Here is a 15,774-nt window from a genome sequence, read left to right as displayed (position 1 = left end):
GAGAGCCGTAAAGGGAGTGATTAACGCATCTCGCGGTCGTCAACGTACTGACGTTTATCCGGCGCTGGCGGGAAGTACTGATACAGCCAGGTTTCACTGATGGCGTCGCCCTGACAACGCAGGAACATACGCATATCTACCGGATCGGTTGAGTCAGTGGTCGGATACCAGTCAAACTGAATGCGATAACCGTCGATAGGTTCCACGTAAAGGATCTCAATCTGTTTCGCTTCACCGCTGGAGAGCGTAATCACCGGTTCAATACCCTTCGGCGCGGCGGCTTTTAGATCGCCACCGACGAAATCAACAGCAAAACGTCGCGCCCATTTTTCCGGGTAGTGCTCGCCCGGCGCCCATCCTTCCGGGAAGCCGCCCATGCCTGTTCGGGTCGCCATCACGCGAGCCAGCGGTGAACGCACCGGCGGCTGTGCGCTCCAGTACAGGCGATATTTGAATTCCAGATCATCGCCCGCTTTGATCGACCTTTCAGGCTGCCAGAAGCAGACGACGTTATCCAGCGTTTCGCCGGTCGTCGGGATCTCCATCAGGCCGATAGTCCCCTTGCCCCACTGGTTACGCGGTTCGACCCACAGGCTCGGACGCTTGTTGTACCAGCCCATGATATCCTGGTAATGGGAGAAGTCGCGATCGAGCTGCAGCAAGCCAAACCCTTTCGGGTTGTTATCGGTATAGGCGTTGAACTGCAGTTTTTGCGGGTTATTCAGCGGGCGGCAGATCCACTCGCCATTGCCCCGCCACATCGCCAGACGGTCGGAATCATGAATTTGCGGGTGAATGGTGTCACACATCCGACGTTCGTTGTTGCCGCAGCTAAACATGCTGGTCATCGGTGCAATACCGAGCTGCTTGATGTCTTTGCGCGCATAGATGTGGTTTTGTACATCCATGATCACCTGCGTTTTCTCGCAGTGGATCACGAACTTAAATGCACCGGTTACGCTGGGGCTATCGAGAAGCGCATACACGGTAAAGGAGGTTGCGCCCGGTTTGACCGTTTCGAACCAGAAAGAGGTGAAATCAGGAAACTCTTCTTTGCTGTCGGTGTAGGTATCTACCGCCAGACCGCGGGCCGATAAACCGTACTGATAGGTGTCATCCACGGCGCGGAAATAGCTGGCGCCCAGGAAAGAAACGATATCGCGACGGGCTAATTCTGGCGCTTTAAACACGCGGAACCCGGCGAACCCGAGGTCAGTCTGCCCTTCCAGCTGTTTGGTATCCACACCCGCATCATTGTATTTAAACAGTTCCGGGCGGAAGTGGATTTCGCGCGCCATATGCGTGCTGCCATCAACCGAGAACATGCGTACACGGCGACGAAAGCCCATCCCCACGTGGAAGAACTGCGCATCAAGCTGACGATTTTCAACATTGTTCCACAGAGACTGCTCTGCGTCATATTGAATGCTGTTGTAGGCCTGAGGCGTCAGTTTGGCCAGCGTGTCAGGTAACGCGCGCGGTGCGCCGCCCCAGGGCTTCTGTGCTAAGTCATGGGCCATCGATTGCAGAACGGAAAAATCAAAACGTACGGTTTTTCCGTCTGCAATGTCAGACTCTGCCGCAAAGGCGGCGCTGGAAAAGAGTGATGCAATACCACTGGTTCCGCACACGGCGGCCATTGCCATTGAACCTTTAATAAATCGTCTGCGATTCATGCCTGAAAGTAAGTCCTTCTGGTCGTGTAAATGGTCCCGCGCCGGCCATAATCAGCGGCAAGAGAGTGCACATTTCTGACCGCTCACTCTAGACAAAATTCATTAATAATCCAATTGTTGGTCGCCGATTATCTGTACAAAATCGAAAATATTTTATGTCGATGGGAACAGACCGAATCCCATGTAAATTCAATTAAAGTAAACCACACCGCCGTTTACTGCGATCTTGCGCCTCCTGATACAGCGCAAACTCATCATAAACCGCACAACCCAGCGCCTGTTCAAACGCGTCGCGGCTGGAATTACCGTGGCTACGGGCCTGAGTTTCATTCCCCAGATTAGACTGGAAAATCCCCGCGGCGCTCACCGGTAAAAAATCTTCGTAGGTAATGGGTTGAGCAACCAGCCAGCCCCGCTCAATGAGCGGCTGCGGGTCGTCATCCGGGCGAATCGCCTGTCGATGCGCCTCGCCCGACGGCGTCAGCCGGTAGCGGAACCAGGCAAGCCCCTGCTGGCGCAGCAGAAATTCGCTGTCCGGGAATGCTTTGAACACCTCCTGCAAATGCAGCTGATGTGTCAGGTTGTCTTTTCCCGTTCCCGCTTTATTCAGCAATTCGTCGTACAATGCTCTGCCTTTCGGCGTCAGGGCCACGCCGCGCTGTTCGATTTCACCAAAACGCGCCGTGTGAGTGCCACGCATTTCACCGGCAAATAACACCGGCTCTTCCAGCGCTTTAAAACTGGTCTGACGCAATAAAATGGGCACCTCGCGGCGCGGTGGCCCTTCAATCAGTATTTTGGGTTCAATGCCGCACTCCGGCATCATCGACTGAACCCGGTCGATATCCAGCGTACGCGGCGTCAGATGGTTGATATGACACCCAGGGAAACACACCACATCAGCAATCAGCCGGTGCTCATTGTGCAATGCGTGATAGGTCGCCTCATCGACCGTGGCATGCTGATGCCAGCGGAAAGTTTCCAGCGCTTCTTGCACAAACTCCTGCGCCTGCTCAGGCGTAAAACTGCCCTGCACATCAAACTCATCCAGCAGTTCGTGACAACGACGGGTGAAAATATCGCGTTTCGCGAGGATCTCCGCGGCTTTTTGCCGTAGCGCGGCGTTTTCGATTAATTCGAGCCGCAATAACGAGGTGAATACCCGAAACGGGTTGCGCGAAAGCGACGCATCGTCAATGGGACGAAACGCGGTGGAATGCACGGGAACACCGGCCTGGGAGAGATCGTAATAACTCACCGGATACATGCCCATAATGGCAAACATCCGGCGTAGCGTAGAAAGCTCCTGCGCAGTGCCCACCCGAATGGCGCCGTGGCGCTCAACGTTTAGCCGGGCCAGCTCATCTGCATTCGCCAGTTTTTCATGCAGCGTAGGATTATTTTCCAGTACCGCCAGATTCACATCAGCGACAAGTTCCAGCAACGTGCCATATTGCGGGACTTCCTGCTGGTACATTGCTGACATTGCCTGCGAAAATTGTTCCCGAATCTCATCTGCCGTGATGGTGTTCGCCATAATGTCATGCCTCCAGTGAATATTACCTGGAGTGTAGAAAACGCCGCTGACTCCGGTGGGAAGAATTTACAAAGTGTGACCCCGCGTAAATTTCCCACCCCTACAGACGGTGAACAGAATCTACTGGCGTGGTTTTAAATGACTTTCCAGCCAGGGCAACATCTGTTTTTTACGGCTGAGCATCCCCTCCACCTTACAGGGCTGCGGGATGTCTGACAGCGCTGGACCGGCAAACCACAGGCTGGTGTCGCCCAGATTGATATCGGTGAGCATCAGTACAACCAGAGCGGCATTCTTTTCCTCTGCATAGCGCGCCATTTCCAGACGGAGATCGTCCAGCACCGCATCCACCTGTTGCAGCGCATACAGTTCAAGCTGCGCCACACAAACCGAATGTCCATGAATGGTGAAGGTTTTAATGTCTTTCTGCAGAAGCTCGCGAGCGCTCATGCCTTCCACGCTTGTTTTAGCAGACAGCAGGTCGCGACTAAACGCCTCGAGATCCACACCGGTTTTTTGGGCCAGGGCCTCCACCGCCAGGCGATCGTCAGAGGTGGTCGTTGGCGAACGAAGCGTGACAGTGTCACTCAATGCGGCACCCAGCAATAAAACGGCCTCAGCGGCAGACAACTGGCTGCGCTCCTCTTCCGTCATCAGTTGCCATAACAGCGTCGCGCTACTGCCGACTGGCTTCACCCATACTTCAGGTGGCAGACGAGTGACTAATCCACCGAGTCGGTGATGATCGATAATTCCCACGACGTTACTTTCAGCCAGCGATGCCGGCCCCTGGGCAGGCTCGGTGAAATCGACCAGCCACACATCACGATCGGTCAGTTCAAACGTCAGCCGTTCGGGCATCGTCAGTCCCGCATGCTCAAAGATAAATTGCGTTTCGCGGTTAGGTTCGCCCAGACGCCATGCCGTCGCCTGCTGGCCACGTAAAGTAAGCCAACGCGCCGTCATGGCGGCGGTACAAATGGCATCGCTATCGGGGTTAAGGTGCCCTATTACATCTATCATTAATCAGTGCCTTGTGAAGAGAATGGTTCAAAAGCAAACAATAACGAAAGTATATCGACTGGACGGATTCTTTCCATGATCCCACCACCCGGTGGCGCTGTACAAAACATAAGCAAAATAAATCAGTTGTAAGTAAAATAGGATAAATGTTAATAATATTTTGCTATCAAGTTATCAAAATCAAACAACTTCACTTGTCACCGATACAACTCTGTTTTTAACATCGCTTATGGAAAAAAATGTTCTGTTCAATCAGCGCATTCGCTTGCGCCACCTTCATACTTTTGTCGCCGTTGCACAGCAGGGAACGTTGGGCCGCGCGGCTGAGACCCTTAACCTGAGCCAACCAGCCCTCTCCAAAACGCTGAATGAACTGGAGCAACTGACCGGTACCCGGCTCTTTGAGCGTGGTCGCCTTGGCGCACAATTAACGCTGCCCGGAGAACAGTTTCTTACCCACGCAGTCAGAGTGCTGGATGCGCTCAACACCGCCGGACAAGCCTTAAACCAGCGCGAAGAGTCACAGACGGATGTCGTACGGATTGGCGCCTTACCCACCGCGGCCCTGGGCATTCTGCCGGCGGTCATTGGCCCGTTCCATAAGCAGCAAATGGAGACCACGCTGCAGGTTGCCACCATGAGCAATCCCATGATCCTGGCGGGTTTAAAGTCAGGGGAAATTGATCTCGGCATTGGCCGTATGGCCGATCCGGAATTGATGGTTGGTCTGAACTACGAGCTGTTATTTCTGGAATCGCTCAAACTGGTCGTGCGCCCTAACCACCCGTTGTTGCAGGAAACCATCACGCTGAGTCGGGTGATGGAGTGGCCGGTGGTGGTTTCACCAAAAGGAACCGCCCCTCGCCAGCACGCAGAGGCGTTGTTGCAAAGTCAGGGCTGCAAAATGCCGCCGGGCTGTATTGAAACGCTGTCAGCATCGCTCTCCCGCCAACTGACGGTCGATTATGACTATGTGTGGTTTGTCCCTTCAGGCGCGGTTAGAGAAGATTTACGCCAGGCGACGCTGGTGTCGTTGCCGATACCCACCCACGGTGCGGGTGAACCCATCGGCATTCTTACCCGTGTCGATGTGCAGCTCTCTCAGGCCGCACAGATCCTGATCGCCGCAATACGCAAAACCGTGCCGTTTTGATGCCAAAAATTAAGGGACCATCAGGTCCCTTAATTGATTTTATTGTTAAAACGTTTCCCAGTTATCGCCACTGGCAGTTGCCGCCTGCGGGCGTGAATGGTCAGGCTTTGTCGTCACCGGCGCGCGTTTAATAGCACTTGTCCCTGTTAAACGGAATGTGCCAACAGCTTCCGTTAAGCGCGCCGCCTGCTCTTCCAGCGATGCCGCAGCGGCAGAGGCTTCTTCAACCAGCGAAGCATTTTGCTGCGTTACCTTATCCATTTCTGAAATTGCCTGACTCACCTGGACGATACCCCGGCTCTGCTCATCAGAGGCCGCTGCAATTTCCAGCATAATGTCGGTGACGCGTTTTACCGCATCGACAATATCCGTCATCGTATTGCCCGCGGCGACCACTTCTCCGGAGCCCTGGTCAATCAGTCGGACTGATTCGCTGATCAATCCCTCAATCTCTTTTGCCGCCTGAGCGCTGCGGCTTGCCAGCGTGCGCACCTCACTGGCAACCACGGCAAACCCACGGCCCTGCTCTCCTGCCCGCGCCGCTTCAACCGCTGCGTTCAGCGCCAGAATATTGGTCTGAAAAGCAATGCTGTTAATAACGGCTGTGATTTCGGAGATTTTCTTTGAACTCGTTGAGATATTGCCCATGGTTTTGACCACGCCAGAAACCATCTGACCGCCCCGACTGGCCTTACCTGAGGCATCTTCTGCCAGCTTGCTCGCATGATGCGCGTTGTCGGCGTTTTGCTTCACCGTCGCCGTCAACTCTTCCATGCTGGCCGCCGTTTGTTCAATCGCCGCAGCCTGTTGTTCGGTACGTGAAGACAGATCGGTGTTCCCCGCCGAAATCTCACTGGTACCGCGATAAATCTCTTCCGCGCCCTGACGCACCGTGCCTACCGTTTTCCCCAGCGAACGTTGCATTGTTTGCAGATGGCGGCTCAGGCGACCAATTTCGCTGCGCCCGGTCGGTTCCTCCGGCATGGTCAGATCCCCCGCTGAAATTTGCTCAATGCGCTGGGCGGCACGCAACAGAGGATGAATGACGGTACGGCGCAGAACAATGAACGTCATCACGGTCAGCGCCAGCGCAAGAACAAATGCGCCCAGCATAAAAGCCATACCAAGCTGTGTACGCTGATGCGCCTGTTCGCTTAACTGATTCGCCCTGGTGGTACGAATGTCGATCGCCTTTAACAGCACCTTGTTGTACGCAGAGTCCAGCGGTCTGGCCTGTTCATTTTCATGGTTGATGATCGCTTCAAACATGCCGTTTTTAGCGTACTTCAGCATCGGCTGTAAGCCGTCGGTATAGGCTTTGAAGCTGGCGCTCAGTTCAGCGTCTAACGCTTCATCGGCAGACGTTTTTACCGCGCGTGACATATAAGCATTGAAACCGTCCTGCGACTGCTTAATCCGTTTTTCTGCCTCGGCGATATTGGCCTTCATGTCATCCATTTCGGCAATACGGCTCGCCGCGCCGGCGTGGATCATGTTGATACGCGCGGTACGCAAGTGGTTAGAGCTGTTAGATAACCCCATCCTGACCTGAATCTCATCGGTCACGTCACGCTGATCGCGATCGGCCTGCATAAGAAAATAGCTTGCCAGCCCGGAACTTAAGGCGAACAGCAGAAGGATGCCACCGAGAATGGAGGAAAACAGCGGAACCAGCCGGATTTGATGCAGAAAGCCCAGTTTATGCTGGGCTTGCATCGATGTAGTGTTGTCCATGACCGTCGACTCTCTTGTAGGGTTTATGCGTGAAAACACGCCCGTTAGATAGTCATCGGCAATCCGGGAAGTTTACTTACCGTGAAAAGCGCCGGATTCGTCACACTTTCACAACATAATTCTAAAAAATTCAGGAAAGTGCCAGCGGTGAAATCCGCTGGCCAATGAATCAGTTATCGCCAAAGTGGATAACGGTACGGATGGATTTACCCTGATGCATTAAATCGAACGCGTCGTTAATCTGCTCCAGCGGTAAACGGTGGGTAATAAACGGATCCAACTGAATTTTCCCGCTCATCGCATCTTCAACCATACCAGGAAGCTGAGTACGCCCCTTCACGCCGCCAAACGCGGAACCGCGCCAGACACGCCCGGTAACTAACTGGAACGGGCGTGTTTTGATCTCTTGTCCGGCTCCTGCCACGCCAATAATGATGCTTTCGCCCCATCCTTTATGGCAGCATTCCAGCGCCGCGCGCATCACGTTAACGTTACCGATACATTCGAAACTAAAGTCCACGCCGCCATCGGTAAGCTCGACAATCACATCCTGAATCGGTTTGTCGTAATCCTTCGGATTGATGAAATCGGTCGCGCCCATTTCACCTGCCAGCGTAAATTTTTCCGGATTGGTATCAACGGCCAGAATACGCCCGGCTTTCGCCTGCGCCGCGCCCTGAATCACCGCCAGGCCAATGCCGCCCAGACCAAATACGGCGACGGTATCACCTTCTTTCACTTTTGCGGTGTTATGGACCGCTCCGATACCGGTGGTCACGCCACACCCCAGCAGACACACTTTGTCCAGCGGAGCCTGCGGGTTAACCTTCGCCAGAGAGATCTCCGCGCAAACGGTGTATTCGCTGAAGGTGCTGGTGCCCATATAGTGATAAATCGGCTCGCCGTTATACGAGAAACGGGTGGTGCCATCCGGCATCAGACCTTTGCCCTGGGTCGCACGTACGGCCTGACACAGGTTAGTTTTACCCGATTTACAGAACTTACACTCGCCACATTCTGCGGTGTATAGCGGGATCACATGATCGCCCGGTTTCAGGCTGGTAACGCCTTCACCCACTTCAACCACAATGCCGCCACCTTCATGGCCGAGCACCGCCGGGAAAACCCCTTCCGGATCGTCGCCTGAGAGCGTAAAAGCATCAGTATGGCACACGCCGGTGTGGGTAATTTTAACCAGCACTTCACCTTTCTTTGGCGGTGCGACATCGATTTCGACAATTTTTAACGGTTGGCCAGGGCCGAATGCAACTGCTGCACGTGATTTCATTTGTCTCTTCCCATTATTGCGAGGTGATGGTGTTATTTTAGATAAGCACGCAGAAGATGGCCGATTTCAGCCATGCGCACGGCACGCTGGTCTGGGGTTGTTTCCCCGCTGACCAGTTCGTCTTTCAGGTGGATCTCAACCATTTCGCCCATCAGGCCATTGGATGCGCCGCGCACGGCGGCAATTTGTTGCAGGATAGCCAAACACGGCTCGCCGGACTCCAGCGCGCGCTCAAGCGCATCAACCTGACCGCGAATACGGCGTACACGGGTGAGAATGCGTTTTTTATCTTCGGGTGAATGCGGCATACGCCCTCCAAATACTATAGGGGGGTATACTATCAGTCTTTTTAACTAATTGTAAAATAAATAACTTGTTATTCTTTAATACGTTGCACAAACAGCACATTTAGACATATCACCGTGTAAAGCGGTTTTAGAGCCGCAACACCGAGCGCTTTGTCGATGGATTCTGCATCGCTGAACAGTCCGGATTTTTTCTGGAGCAGCGTAACTGGATTGTCACTCGCAAAGAACAGGCAATTGAAAGACTCATGTAATTATGATCAATACGAATACCCCCGACTACAAACCGGGGGTTTCTATTTTTTAATACGCTATATATATAATAATTAGTTACTTATTCCGTAACTGCACACTCTGGCACGCGAATTTCCTTAATGAGTCTGGAAAAACTTTTTAACGAACACATTCCCTGACTATTTTTCTCTTCACATGCAATTAATTTTAAATCAACTTTGCCGGCAGGTTTTTCTAACGACAACGGTTGTATATCCCTCATATCTCTCAGCGTCTGATAAACAAATGAAACCTGAACCCAATCCGTATTATCACTGGTTCTTTTCCACTTTTCGAATACAAGCTCCCCACCAGGAGGGGTATTATCGGGTTGACCGGGCAGCGACCAGTTAAGATCTAAAGCCCCGCTTAAATTTGCAAGATTGGTATCATGACCAGCAATAAACAACAGAGATACGGGTAATTTTATACCATACCTGTTTTCTGTCGTACCATTTGTCAATAATGCAGTGTCTATCATATCGAGTAATGGTGTGGCTCTACTACGGGCAACTTCTGGAGTTCTTTGCAAAAGATCAAACTGAGCGTTATGCAGACTTAACAAATCTCTCCATTCTTTTTCTCCCGTAATACGCCCCCAGGCTACCTGTGGCATTCCCTGGGCCTCTTGCAACAGAAATATCTCAGTCAGCGTGGAAGAAAGACTCCAGACACCAGGTAATGATACATTGTCAGGAGTTACCTTAAGTTCAGACGGTAAAGCCTCTGGTAATGTGCATTTCGTAGACTTCTCTGTAGTCTTACATGTCTCCGATTGTGAGAAATTTAAAACATTTTCCAGGGTCCGAAACGAAGATTGATAGCGTTGGGTATACAGTTCAATATTTCCTCCGGCCCGTTCCAGAATAGCGTTTTTAACCTTCAATGTGTTAAACGAACATTTCCCCATTTTTACCGGATTAAAAAGAGGATCAGTTTTTTCTTCATCCTTCTGATAATGCACTTGAATTTGACATTTTGGTGCTAACCCAGCCAGAAACGCCTCACCCGTTTTACGGGTGCGTTGATCCGTGTCTGCAATAACAGCAACCTGCCCTGGAGATGGGCACGTTTGATTATTCAACAGACCTTTGCTCGTGAACCATAAACGTTGATACTGACCTAATTCAGAAACAAGTTCTCCCCCACGAGGCGTTAGCCATCCTAACGGCACATCCCATTGTGGCCATTGATCGGGTGTAACATCTTTCATTATTGGAGTGAACTTCGTAGGTGCTCTTACTCCATGACGACTCACTATCACAACCCGCTCAAGTTTCATACCGTTCTGCTCTTCAGCATGTATTGAGAAAGAACCGCATAAGAGAGAAAAAAATAATAAACGAATGATGAATGTACTCATTACCAGCACCACCTTTTCGTAAGTGAAAAACAAACAACTCGTATAAGCCAGTTCGATAACTGGTTCTATCAGATAGAAATAATCCTACTCCTGAGTTCACAACAATCCAACTTTTTGAATATCAACTTTGTCTCTTATCGAAGTATTAAAGGAGCGCTAATTTAGCCGCACTGGAAAGGTATCCAAGGTTATGGAATCGTTGGCAATTTACAACGTCCTGTCATTGAAAGGATAATTGATCCGGTATAAATAAGGTGGGCGGAAGCCTTGTTTGGCTATCAATTTACCCGCAGCAAATCACTGTATCTCGTTGTATAACGTGGTGAAAGCATGTCTCGCTTCATCGCCCACGGCTGCTGTATCCCTTGCCCGGCAAAGTAGAGCGTTCCTTTCCCCTTTTCAGCATTAAGAGTATCCAGTAGGTCCATCAATTTATCGCTGTTACGCCGCGGGGCGTTATTATCAAAAAGATTCAGCTGTGCAACGCCAGAGCTAAAAAAATCCCCCAGCATAACGCCCGCTTTTTGATAACGTAGCCCCTCTCGCCAAACGGCGTCCAGGCTGCGCGTGGCTGCTGTAATAATGTCCCGGCTATCCTGAGTTGGCGTCAGCAGTTTTATCGATGCGCTGTTACCATAATAAGGTTCATTCAGGGCAAACGGACTGGTTTTGATAAACGTAGAGATAAACCGGCAGTACTGGTGTTCTCTGCGCAGCTTTTCCGCAGCACGTGAAGCATAGGTGCAAATGGCCTCTCTCATGGCGTTGTAATCCGTGAGTTTTTCACCAAACGATCTTGAGCAGATAATTTCCTGCTTATCCGGCGCAAATTCTTCCAGCGCCAGACAAGGCTCACCGCGCAATTCCCGGACGGTTCGCTCAAGCACGACGCTGAAATGTTTACGAATGAAGCGAATATCGGTATCCGCCAGGTCGAGAACCGTTTTAATGCCCATGACGTCCAGTTTCTTGCCGATACGGCGTCCGATGCCCCAGACTTCATCAACCGGGAGTGCTGCCATCAGCTTACGCTGGCGTTCAATATTTGAGAGATCCACGACTCCGCCCGTCTGTTCCTGCCACTTTTTGGCCGCATGGTTTGCCAGTTTGGCCAGGGTTTTGGTCTGAGCGATACCGACCCCAACCGTGAGACGTGTTTTCTGCAAAATGGTTGCTCTGATTTCCTGACCAAAATCCGTAAGATCCCTGCAGTTTCGCACGCCCGTTAAATCACAAAAGGCTTCATCAATACTGTATATCTCCACGCGTGGCGATAACTCCTCCAGAATCGACATCACCCTGCTGCTCATATCCGCATACAGCTCGTAGTTCGAACTAAAACAGAACACGCCATAGCGCCTGAACAGATCTTTCTGTTTGAAGTACGGAGCGCCCATATTAACGCCAAGCGCCTTTGCCTCTACGCTGCTGGCAATAACGCAGCCATCGTTGTTTGAAAGAACGACAACGGGCTTCCCTTTCAGATCAGGCCGGAATGCCGACTCACAGCTGGCATAAAACGCGTTAACATCCACCAGTGCAAACATCATCAGCCCGCTGCTTTAATGATAAATGTCACCACGCCAAATATATCCAGCGTGTCCTCGCTGCTAATCATGATCGGCGCGTAGGCGCTGTTCTCTGGCTTCAGCATCACAACCGGATGTAATTGCAGGCGTTTAACGGTGAATTCGCCCTCAACGGCGGCAATAACAATGTCTCCATGGGCAGGTTTTCTGGCGCTGTCGACAATCAGTAAATCGCCCTCGCCGATCCCTGCCCCCCTCATAGAGTCGCCAGATGATTTAACAAAATAGGTTGCGCTGGGATGCCGTACCAGCAGGTCATTGAGGTCGATACGTTTCTCAACGTAGTCCTGTGCAGGAGATGGAAAACCGCAGGGCACAAGATCGCTAAATAACGGAAAGTGTTTAATTTCGCGGCGTTCCGCAGGCTGGAAAAACAACATAATAATCTGCCTCTCATTCACTGTATTTATATACAGTAGTTTTAATAAGAGCAGCAATCAAGTAGCGAGTGTGATGAACTGGACGTTGTTTAACCATCTTGTCGGTAAGTTTTTATGATGTCTGGAAAAATAATCGGCTAAAAAAATACCCCGCATTTGCGGGGCATTACATCAGGAGCGTTTTCGCGGCATCATGCGCAGCAGCGTATTGTCCTTCCAGAAATAGTGGTGCATCAGGGCCGCAGCGGCATGCAGAGCAATAACAAAATAGCCCAGATTTGCCAGCGTCACGTGCCAGGACTTCAGCATATCCACTACATCAAAATTGGCCTCTGCCGCATGCGGCATAACGATGCCGAATGCAATCCACGGGTTACCCCGGTTGTACATCATCACCAGTCCAATAATCGGCAGAACAATAAACAGCAGATAGATAACCAGATGCCCCAGATGCGCCATTCCGGTCATCATCGGCTTCGGTTTTGGCACAATCGGCGGTGCCGGATATTTTAGCCTGACCAGCAGACGCGCCACCATCAGCGTTAAAATAGTGATGCCACAGGATACGTGCACCATGTTAAATAAGGGACGATAGCTGCGCGGGAAAAATCCGCGAAACTCCATAGCGCTGTAGGCCACAATGACCAACAAAAAGACCAGCCAGTGAATGCCAATTTGCAGGCCAGAATACTTATTCCCCATACCACTTCCTGAATAAAAACAATAATGCGTCACCATAACGGGCTTTTGTTAAAAATTCATTAACTTTTGCTCACCCGGCTTATTCGTACGCGGGATAAATTTATCAGGCTCTCGCCTTCCGGCGGAGATTCGCCTCCACCGTCTTTCATTTCCCGCGAATTCAATACGTCGTGAGTCTCTCCCCGTTTTCAATTCATTAACTATGTTATAGCTAACCTTTGCCACTGAGGGAGCATAGTAATGGAAGCACTGAGTCGTGAAGCGTTAGAAAACATGATGGAGCAAGCCGTTGCCCACGCGGCCACCTTCTCATGCTGGCCGCAGGGTGAAGCCCCCGGAGCAAAAAACAGCGATGCGGTATTCACGCCTGAACCCCGGCATACCGGAACGTCTGCTTATGATCGTGCGGTAACCGGCATTCGTGCACCAGAAATTACCGTTTACGCCCCTGCAAAACCTAACGGCACAGGGATCCTTGTTACCCCTGGCGGCTCTTATCGTCGCGTGGTGATGGATAAAGAAGGCAGCGCACTGGCACCGTTCTTTAACGCTCACGGTTATACCCTGTTTGTGATGACCTACCGCATGCCGGGCGATGGTCACGAGGAAGGCGCAAATGCGCCGCTGGCCGATGCCCAACGCGCCATGCGCTACATTCGCGCCAACGCTCATGAATGGAAAATCAACCCTGACCGTATCGGCGTGTTGGGCTTCTCCTCCGGGGGACACGTGGCCGCCAGTCTGGGAACCCGGTTTGACGAATCGGTTTATACGCCGATTGATAGCATAGACGAACAATCTGCGCGCCCTGCTTTTATGGCGCTGGTGTACCCGGTGATCACCCTGCGCGAAGATATCGGTCACCCAGGCTCTCGCCTTGAGCTGGTTGGCGCAACGCCCGAAAAGGAAGACCTGCAGCGCTATTCTCTTGAAGAGCGAGTGGATAACACAACGCCGCCGACGTTCTTGCTACACGCCATTGACGATCCGGCGGTGAAGGTGGAAAACAGCCTGGTCTTCTTTAATGCGCTACGTAGGCCAGGGGTTTCGGTCGAAATGCATCTGTTTGAACGCGGTAAGCACGGATTTGGTATTCGCGATGCGCAGGGATTGCCGCTGGCCATCTGGCCGGAATTGATGATGAACTGGATCGCCAGCAAAGTGTGAGAATTGCGCCGGGTGGCGTACAGGCTCACCCGGCGAAAACTTAGGACTGCAGATACACCACCTGCGTTTGCAGATATTCGTTCAGACCGTGTTTACCGTCAGCCCCGCCAATCCCGGACTTGCGCCAGCCAGCATGAAAGCCCTGCATCGCCTCGAAGTTTTCACGATTAATATAGGTTTCGCCAAACTTCAGCCCTTTGATCGCCTTCATCGCCGTATTCAGATTCTGCGTATAGATCGATGAGGTCAGACCGTAATCGCTGTCATTGGCCATCGTCAGCGCCTGTTCCAGCGTATCAAACGCTACCACCGGTAGCACCGGACCAAACGTCTCCTCGTGCATAATCGCCATCTCCTGGCGCACGTCTAACAGTAACGTCGGTGGATAGTAATACCCTTTGCCGGAAACGGCCTTACCGCCCAGCACCACTCTGGCGCCTTCCTGCACCGCTCGTGCAACTTTCTGCTCTACACGCTCCAGCGCAGAGGCGTTAATCAGCGGCCCCATTGCAATATCATTGCGCTCAGCCGGATTGCCAAACTGCACGGCTTTCATCGCCTCTCCCAGACGATTGACGAATTGGTCATAAATACCTTTCTGAACGTACACGCGCTCGGCACAGTTGCATACCTGTCCGGTGTTGATCACCCGCGAGTCAACAATTGCCTTTACGGCCAGTTCAAGATCGGCATCATCCATCACGATAGCCGGGGCCTTACCGCCCAACTCCAGACAAACTTTGGTGATATTTTTAGCCGCCGCAGCCATAATTTTCTCACCCGCCCCGACGCTACCGGTCATGCTCACCATGGCCACCTTCGGGTTTGCGGCCAGCGCCTGACCGACCGTTTCACCACGTCCCAGCACCAGATTAAATACGCCGCGCGGCAAGCCAATATCATCAACAATTTTGGCAAAGGCGATGGCGTTATTCGGTGTAAATTCACTCGGCTTAATGACAATGGTATTACCCGTCAACAGTGCGGGAGCCAGTTTGCGGGCAATCAGGAAAAACGGAAAGTTCCACGGCAGAATGCCCGTAGTCACGCCCAAAGCGCGCTTAAACAGCAGAATATTCTCGCCCGGACGATCGCTTTGCAGGATCTCGCCTTCATAGCGACGCGCCCACTCCGCCATGTAATCGATATAGTCGGCGGTAAACGAGACTTCGACCTCAGCCAGTTGCTGTATTTTTCCACCCTCCGCCACAATCAGCGCACTGATTTCACTGGCTCGCTGACGGATACCCGCAGAAATTTTGCGTAACCAGTTCGCCCGTTCAATGGCGGGCAGCGCTTCCCATTGCGGCTGAGCGCGCTGTGCGGCATCGATCGCTTTACACGCATCCTCGGCACGTCCATCGGGAATACGCGAGATCACCTCTTCCGTGGCAGGATTGACGACATCAATCCAGGCATCATCGTGCCAGGTCACAAACTGCCCATCGATATACATAGGATGTTGTACGGGTACTGACATGCGGCTCTCCTGTGATTAATTTGTTTTTAACAAGTAAAACTATTGTTAATTAATATCAATCATGCAGGTCGTATTATGGCTGGAGTGGCTGTTCTGTGAGCGGC

The 15,774-nt window shown here is 51.9% G+C and carries 13 protein-coding genes; 2 read left to right on the top strand and 11 right to left on the bottom strand.

What is annotated here, in order from left to right; all coding sequences use genetic code 11:
* Window positions 1-20: 20 nt before the first annotated feature.
* The 3 genes from GFC06_RS15585 to GFC06_RS15575 form a co-directional block, all read right to left on the bottom strand.
* Window positions 21-1,676: a glucan biosynthesis protein D gene (locus tag GFC06_RS15585; RefSeq protein WP_153690343.1), complete on the bottom strand. Its 1,656-nt coding sequence runs from the start codon at window positions 1,674-1,676 to the stop codon at window positions 21-23.
* A 193-nt stretch (window positions 1,677-1,869) separates the two neighbouring features.
* Entirely contained in the window at window positions 1,870-3,213 is a 1,344-nt protein-coding gene (gene hglS / locus GFC06_RS15580) for a 2-oxoadipate dioxygenase/decarboxylase HglS (protein ID WP_016156596.1), read from the bottom strand.
* Window positions 3,214-3,333: 120 nt separating this feature from the next.
* The gene (locus GFC06_RS15575; protein ID WP_094169348.1) at window positions 3,334-4,236 is read right to left on the bottom strand and encodes a manganese-dependent inorganic pyrophosphatase; all 903 of its coding nucleotides are present in this window, start codon (window positions 4,234-4,236) and stop codon (window positions 3,334-3,336) included.
* 229 nt (window positions 4,237-4,465) lie between these two features.
* Between GFC06_RS15575 and pcaQ the strand changes: the two genes are divergently transcribed.
* The gene (pcaQ, locus tag GFC06_RS15570; RefSeq protein ID WP_003020288.1) at window positions 4,466-5,389 is read left to right on the top strand and encodes a pca operon transcription factor PcaQ; all 924 of its coding nucleotides are present in this window, start codon (window positions 4,466-4,468) and stop codon (window positions 5,387-5,389) included.
* Window positions 5,390-5,434: 45 nt separating this feature from the next.
* Here the strand turns inward: pcaQ and GFC06_RS15565 are convergent, their stop codons facing one another.
* The 7 genes from GFC06_RS15565 to cybB all read right to left on the bottom strand — a co-directional run bounded on the left by GFC06_RS15565 (window position 5,435) and on the right by cybB (window position 13,023).
* Window positions 5,435-7,123, bottom strand: a complete 1,689-nt coding sequence (locus tag GFC06_RS15565) for a methyl-accepting chemotaxis protein (RefSeq protein WP_153690342.1) — start codon at window positions 7,121-7,123, stop codon at window positions 5,435-5,437.
* A gap of 169 nt (window positions 7,124-7,292) precedes the next feature.
* Window positions 7,293-8,411: an S-(hydroxymethyl)glutathione dehydrogenase/class III alcohol dehydrogenase gene (locus tag GFC06_RS15560; RefSeq protein WP_016153173.1), complete on the bottom strand. Its 1,119-nt coding sequence runs from the start codon at window positions 8,409-8,411 to the stop codon at window positions 7,293-7,295.
* Between the two features lie 32 nt (window positions 8,412-8,443).
* Window positions 8,444-8,719 carry a metal/formaldehyde-sensitive transcriptional repressor gene (locus GFC06_RS15555; protein WP_003833178.1) on the bottom strand — a complete coding sequence of 92 codons (276 nt, stop codon included), beginning with the start codon at window positions 8,717-8,719 and terminating at the stop codon, window positions 8,444-8,446.
* Between the two features lie 331 nt (window positions 8,720-9,050).
* Window positions 9,051-10,352, bottom strand: a complete 1,302-nt coding sequence (locus tag GFC06_RS15550; protein ID WP_153690341.1) for an AppA family phytase/histidine-type acid phosphatase — start codon at window positions 10,350-10,352, stop codon at window positions 9,051-9,053.
* A 278-nt stretch (window positions 10,353-10,630) separates the two neighbouring features.
* Window positions 10,631-11,899, bottom strand: a complete 1,269-nt coding sequence (locus tag GFC06_RS15545; RefSeq protein WP_029139549.1) for a Y-family DNA polymerase — start codon at window positions 11,897-11,899, stop codon at window positions 10,631-10,633.
* A gap of 2 nt (window positions 11,900-11,901) precedes the next feature.
* Window positions 11,902-12,321: a translesion error-prone DNA polymerase V autoproteolytic subunit gene (locus GFC06_RS15540; protein ID WP_016153176.1), complete on the bottom strand. Its 420-nt coding sequence runs from the start codon at window positions 12,319-12,321 to the stop codon at window positions 11,902-11,904.
* A gap of 171 nt (window positions 12,322-12,492) precedes the next feature.
* The gene (gene cybB, locus GFC06_RS15535) at window positions 12,493-13,023 is read right to left on the bottom strand and encodes a cytochrome b561 (protein ID WP_019076843.1); all 531 of its coding nucleotides are present in this window, start codon (window positions 13,021-13,023) and stop codon (window positions 12,493-12,495) included.
* 240 nt (window positions 13,024-13,263) lie between these two features.
* On the opposite strand from cybB, the gene GFC06_RS15530 reads away from it, so the two are divergent.
* Entirely contained in the window at window positions 13,264-14,190 is a 927-nt protein-coding gene (locus tag GFC06_RS15530; protein ID WP_049282409.1) for an alpha/beta hydrolase, read from the top strand.
* Window positions 14,191-14,230: 40 nt separating this feature from the next.
* On the opposite strand, the gene aldA is transcribed toward GFC06_RS15530, so the two are convergent.
* Window positions 14,231-15,670: an aldehyde dehydrogenase gene (aldA, locus tag GFC06_RS15525; RefSeq protein WP_153690340.1), complete on the bottom strand. Its 1,440-nt coding sequence runs from the start codon at window positions 15,668-15,670 to the stop codon at window positions 14,231-14,233.
* Window positions 15,671-15,774: the final 104 nt, after the last annotated feature.

Source organism: Citrobacter braakii (genome assembly GCF_009648935.1).
In the GTDB taxonomy this organism is placed as follows: Bacteria; Pseudomonadota; Gammaproteobacteria; order Enterobacterales; family Enterobacteriaceae; genus Citrobacter; species Citrobacter braakii.
This window is presented reverse-complemented; position numbering and strand designations above follow the sequence as displayed.

Coding starts and splice junctions, on each gene's coding strand:
- pcaQ (WP_003020288.1), top strand. CDS start 4,466: ATGGAAAAAAATGTTCTGTTCAATCAGCGCATTCGCTTGCGCCACCTT.
- GFC06_RS15540 (WP_016153176.1), bottom strand. CDS start 12,321: ATGTTGTTTTTCCAGCCTGCGGAACGCCGCGAAATTAAACACTTTCCG.
- GFC06_RS15545 (WP_029139549.1), bottom strand. CDS start 11,899: ATGTTTGCACTGGTGGATGTTAACGCGTTTTATGCCAGCTGTGAGTCG.
- cybB (WP_019076843.1), bottom strand. CDS start 13,023: ATGGGGAATAAGTATTCTGGCCTGCAAATTGGCATTCACTGGCTGGTC.
- GFC06_RS15560 (WP_016153173.1), bottom strand. CDS start 8,411: ATGAAATCACGTGCAGCAGTTGCATTCGGCCCTGGCCAACCGTTAAAA.
- GFC06_RS15550 (WP_153690341.1), bottom strand. CDS start 10,352: ATGAGTACATTCATCATTCGTTTATTATTTTTTTCTCTCTTATGCGGT.
- GFC06_RS15565 (WP_153690342.1), bottom strand. CDS start 7,123: ATGGACAACACTACATCGATGCAAGCCCAGCATAAACTGGGCTTTCTG.
- GFC06_RS15585 (WP_153690343.1), bottom strand. CDS start 1,676: ATGAATCGCAGACGATTTATTAAAGGTTCAATGGCAATGGCCGCCGTG.
- GFC06_RS15555 (WP_003833178.1), bottom strand. CDS start 8,719: ATGCCGCATTCACCCGAAGATAAAAAACGCATTCTCACCCGTGTACGC.
- aldA (WP_153690340.1), bottom strand. CDS start 15,670: ATGTCAGTACCCGTACAACATCCTATGTATATCGATGGGCAGTTTGTG.
- hglS (WP_016156596.1), bottom strand. CDS start 3,213: ATGGCGAACACCATCACGGCAGATGAGATTCGGGAACAATTTTCGCAG.
- GFC06_RS15530 (WP_049282409.1), top strand. CDS start 13,264: ATGGAAGCACTGAGTCGTGAAGCGTTAGAAAACATGATGGAGCAAGCC.
- GFC06_RS15575 (WP_094169348.1), bottom strand. CDS start 4,236: ATGATAGATGTAATAGGGCACCTTAACCCCGATAGCGATGCCATTTGT.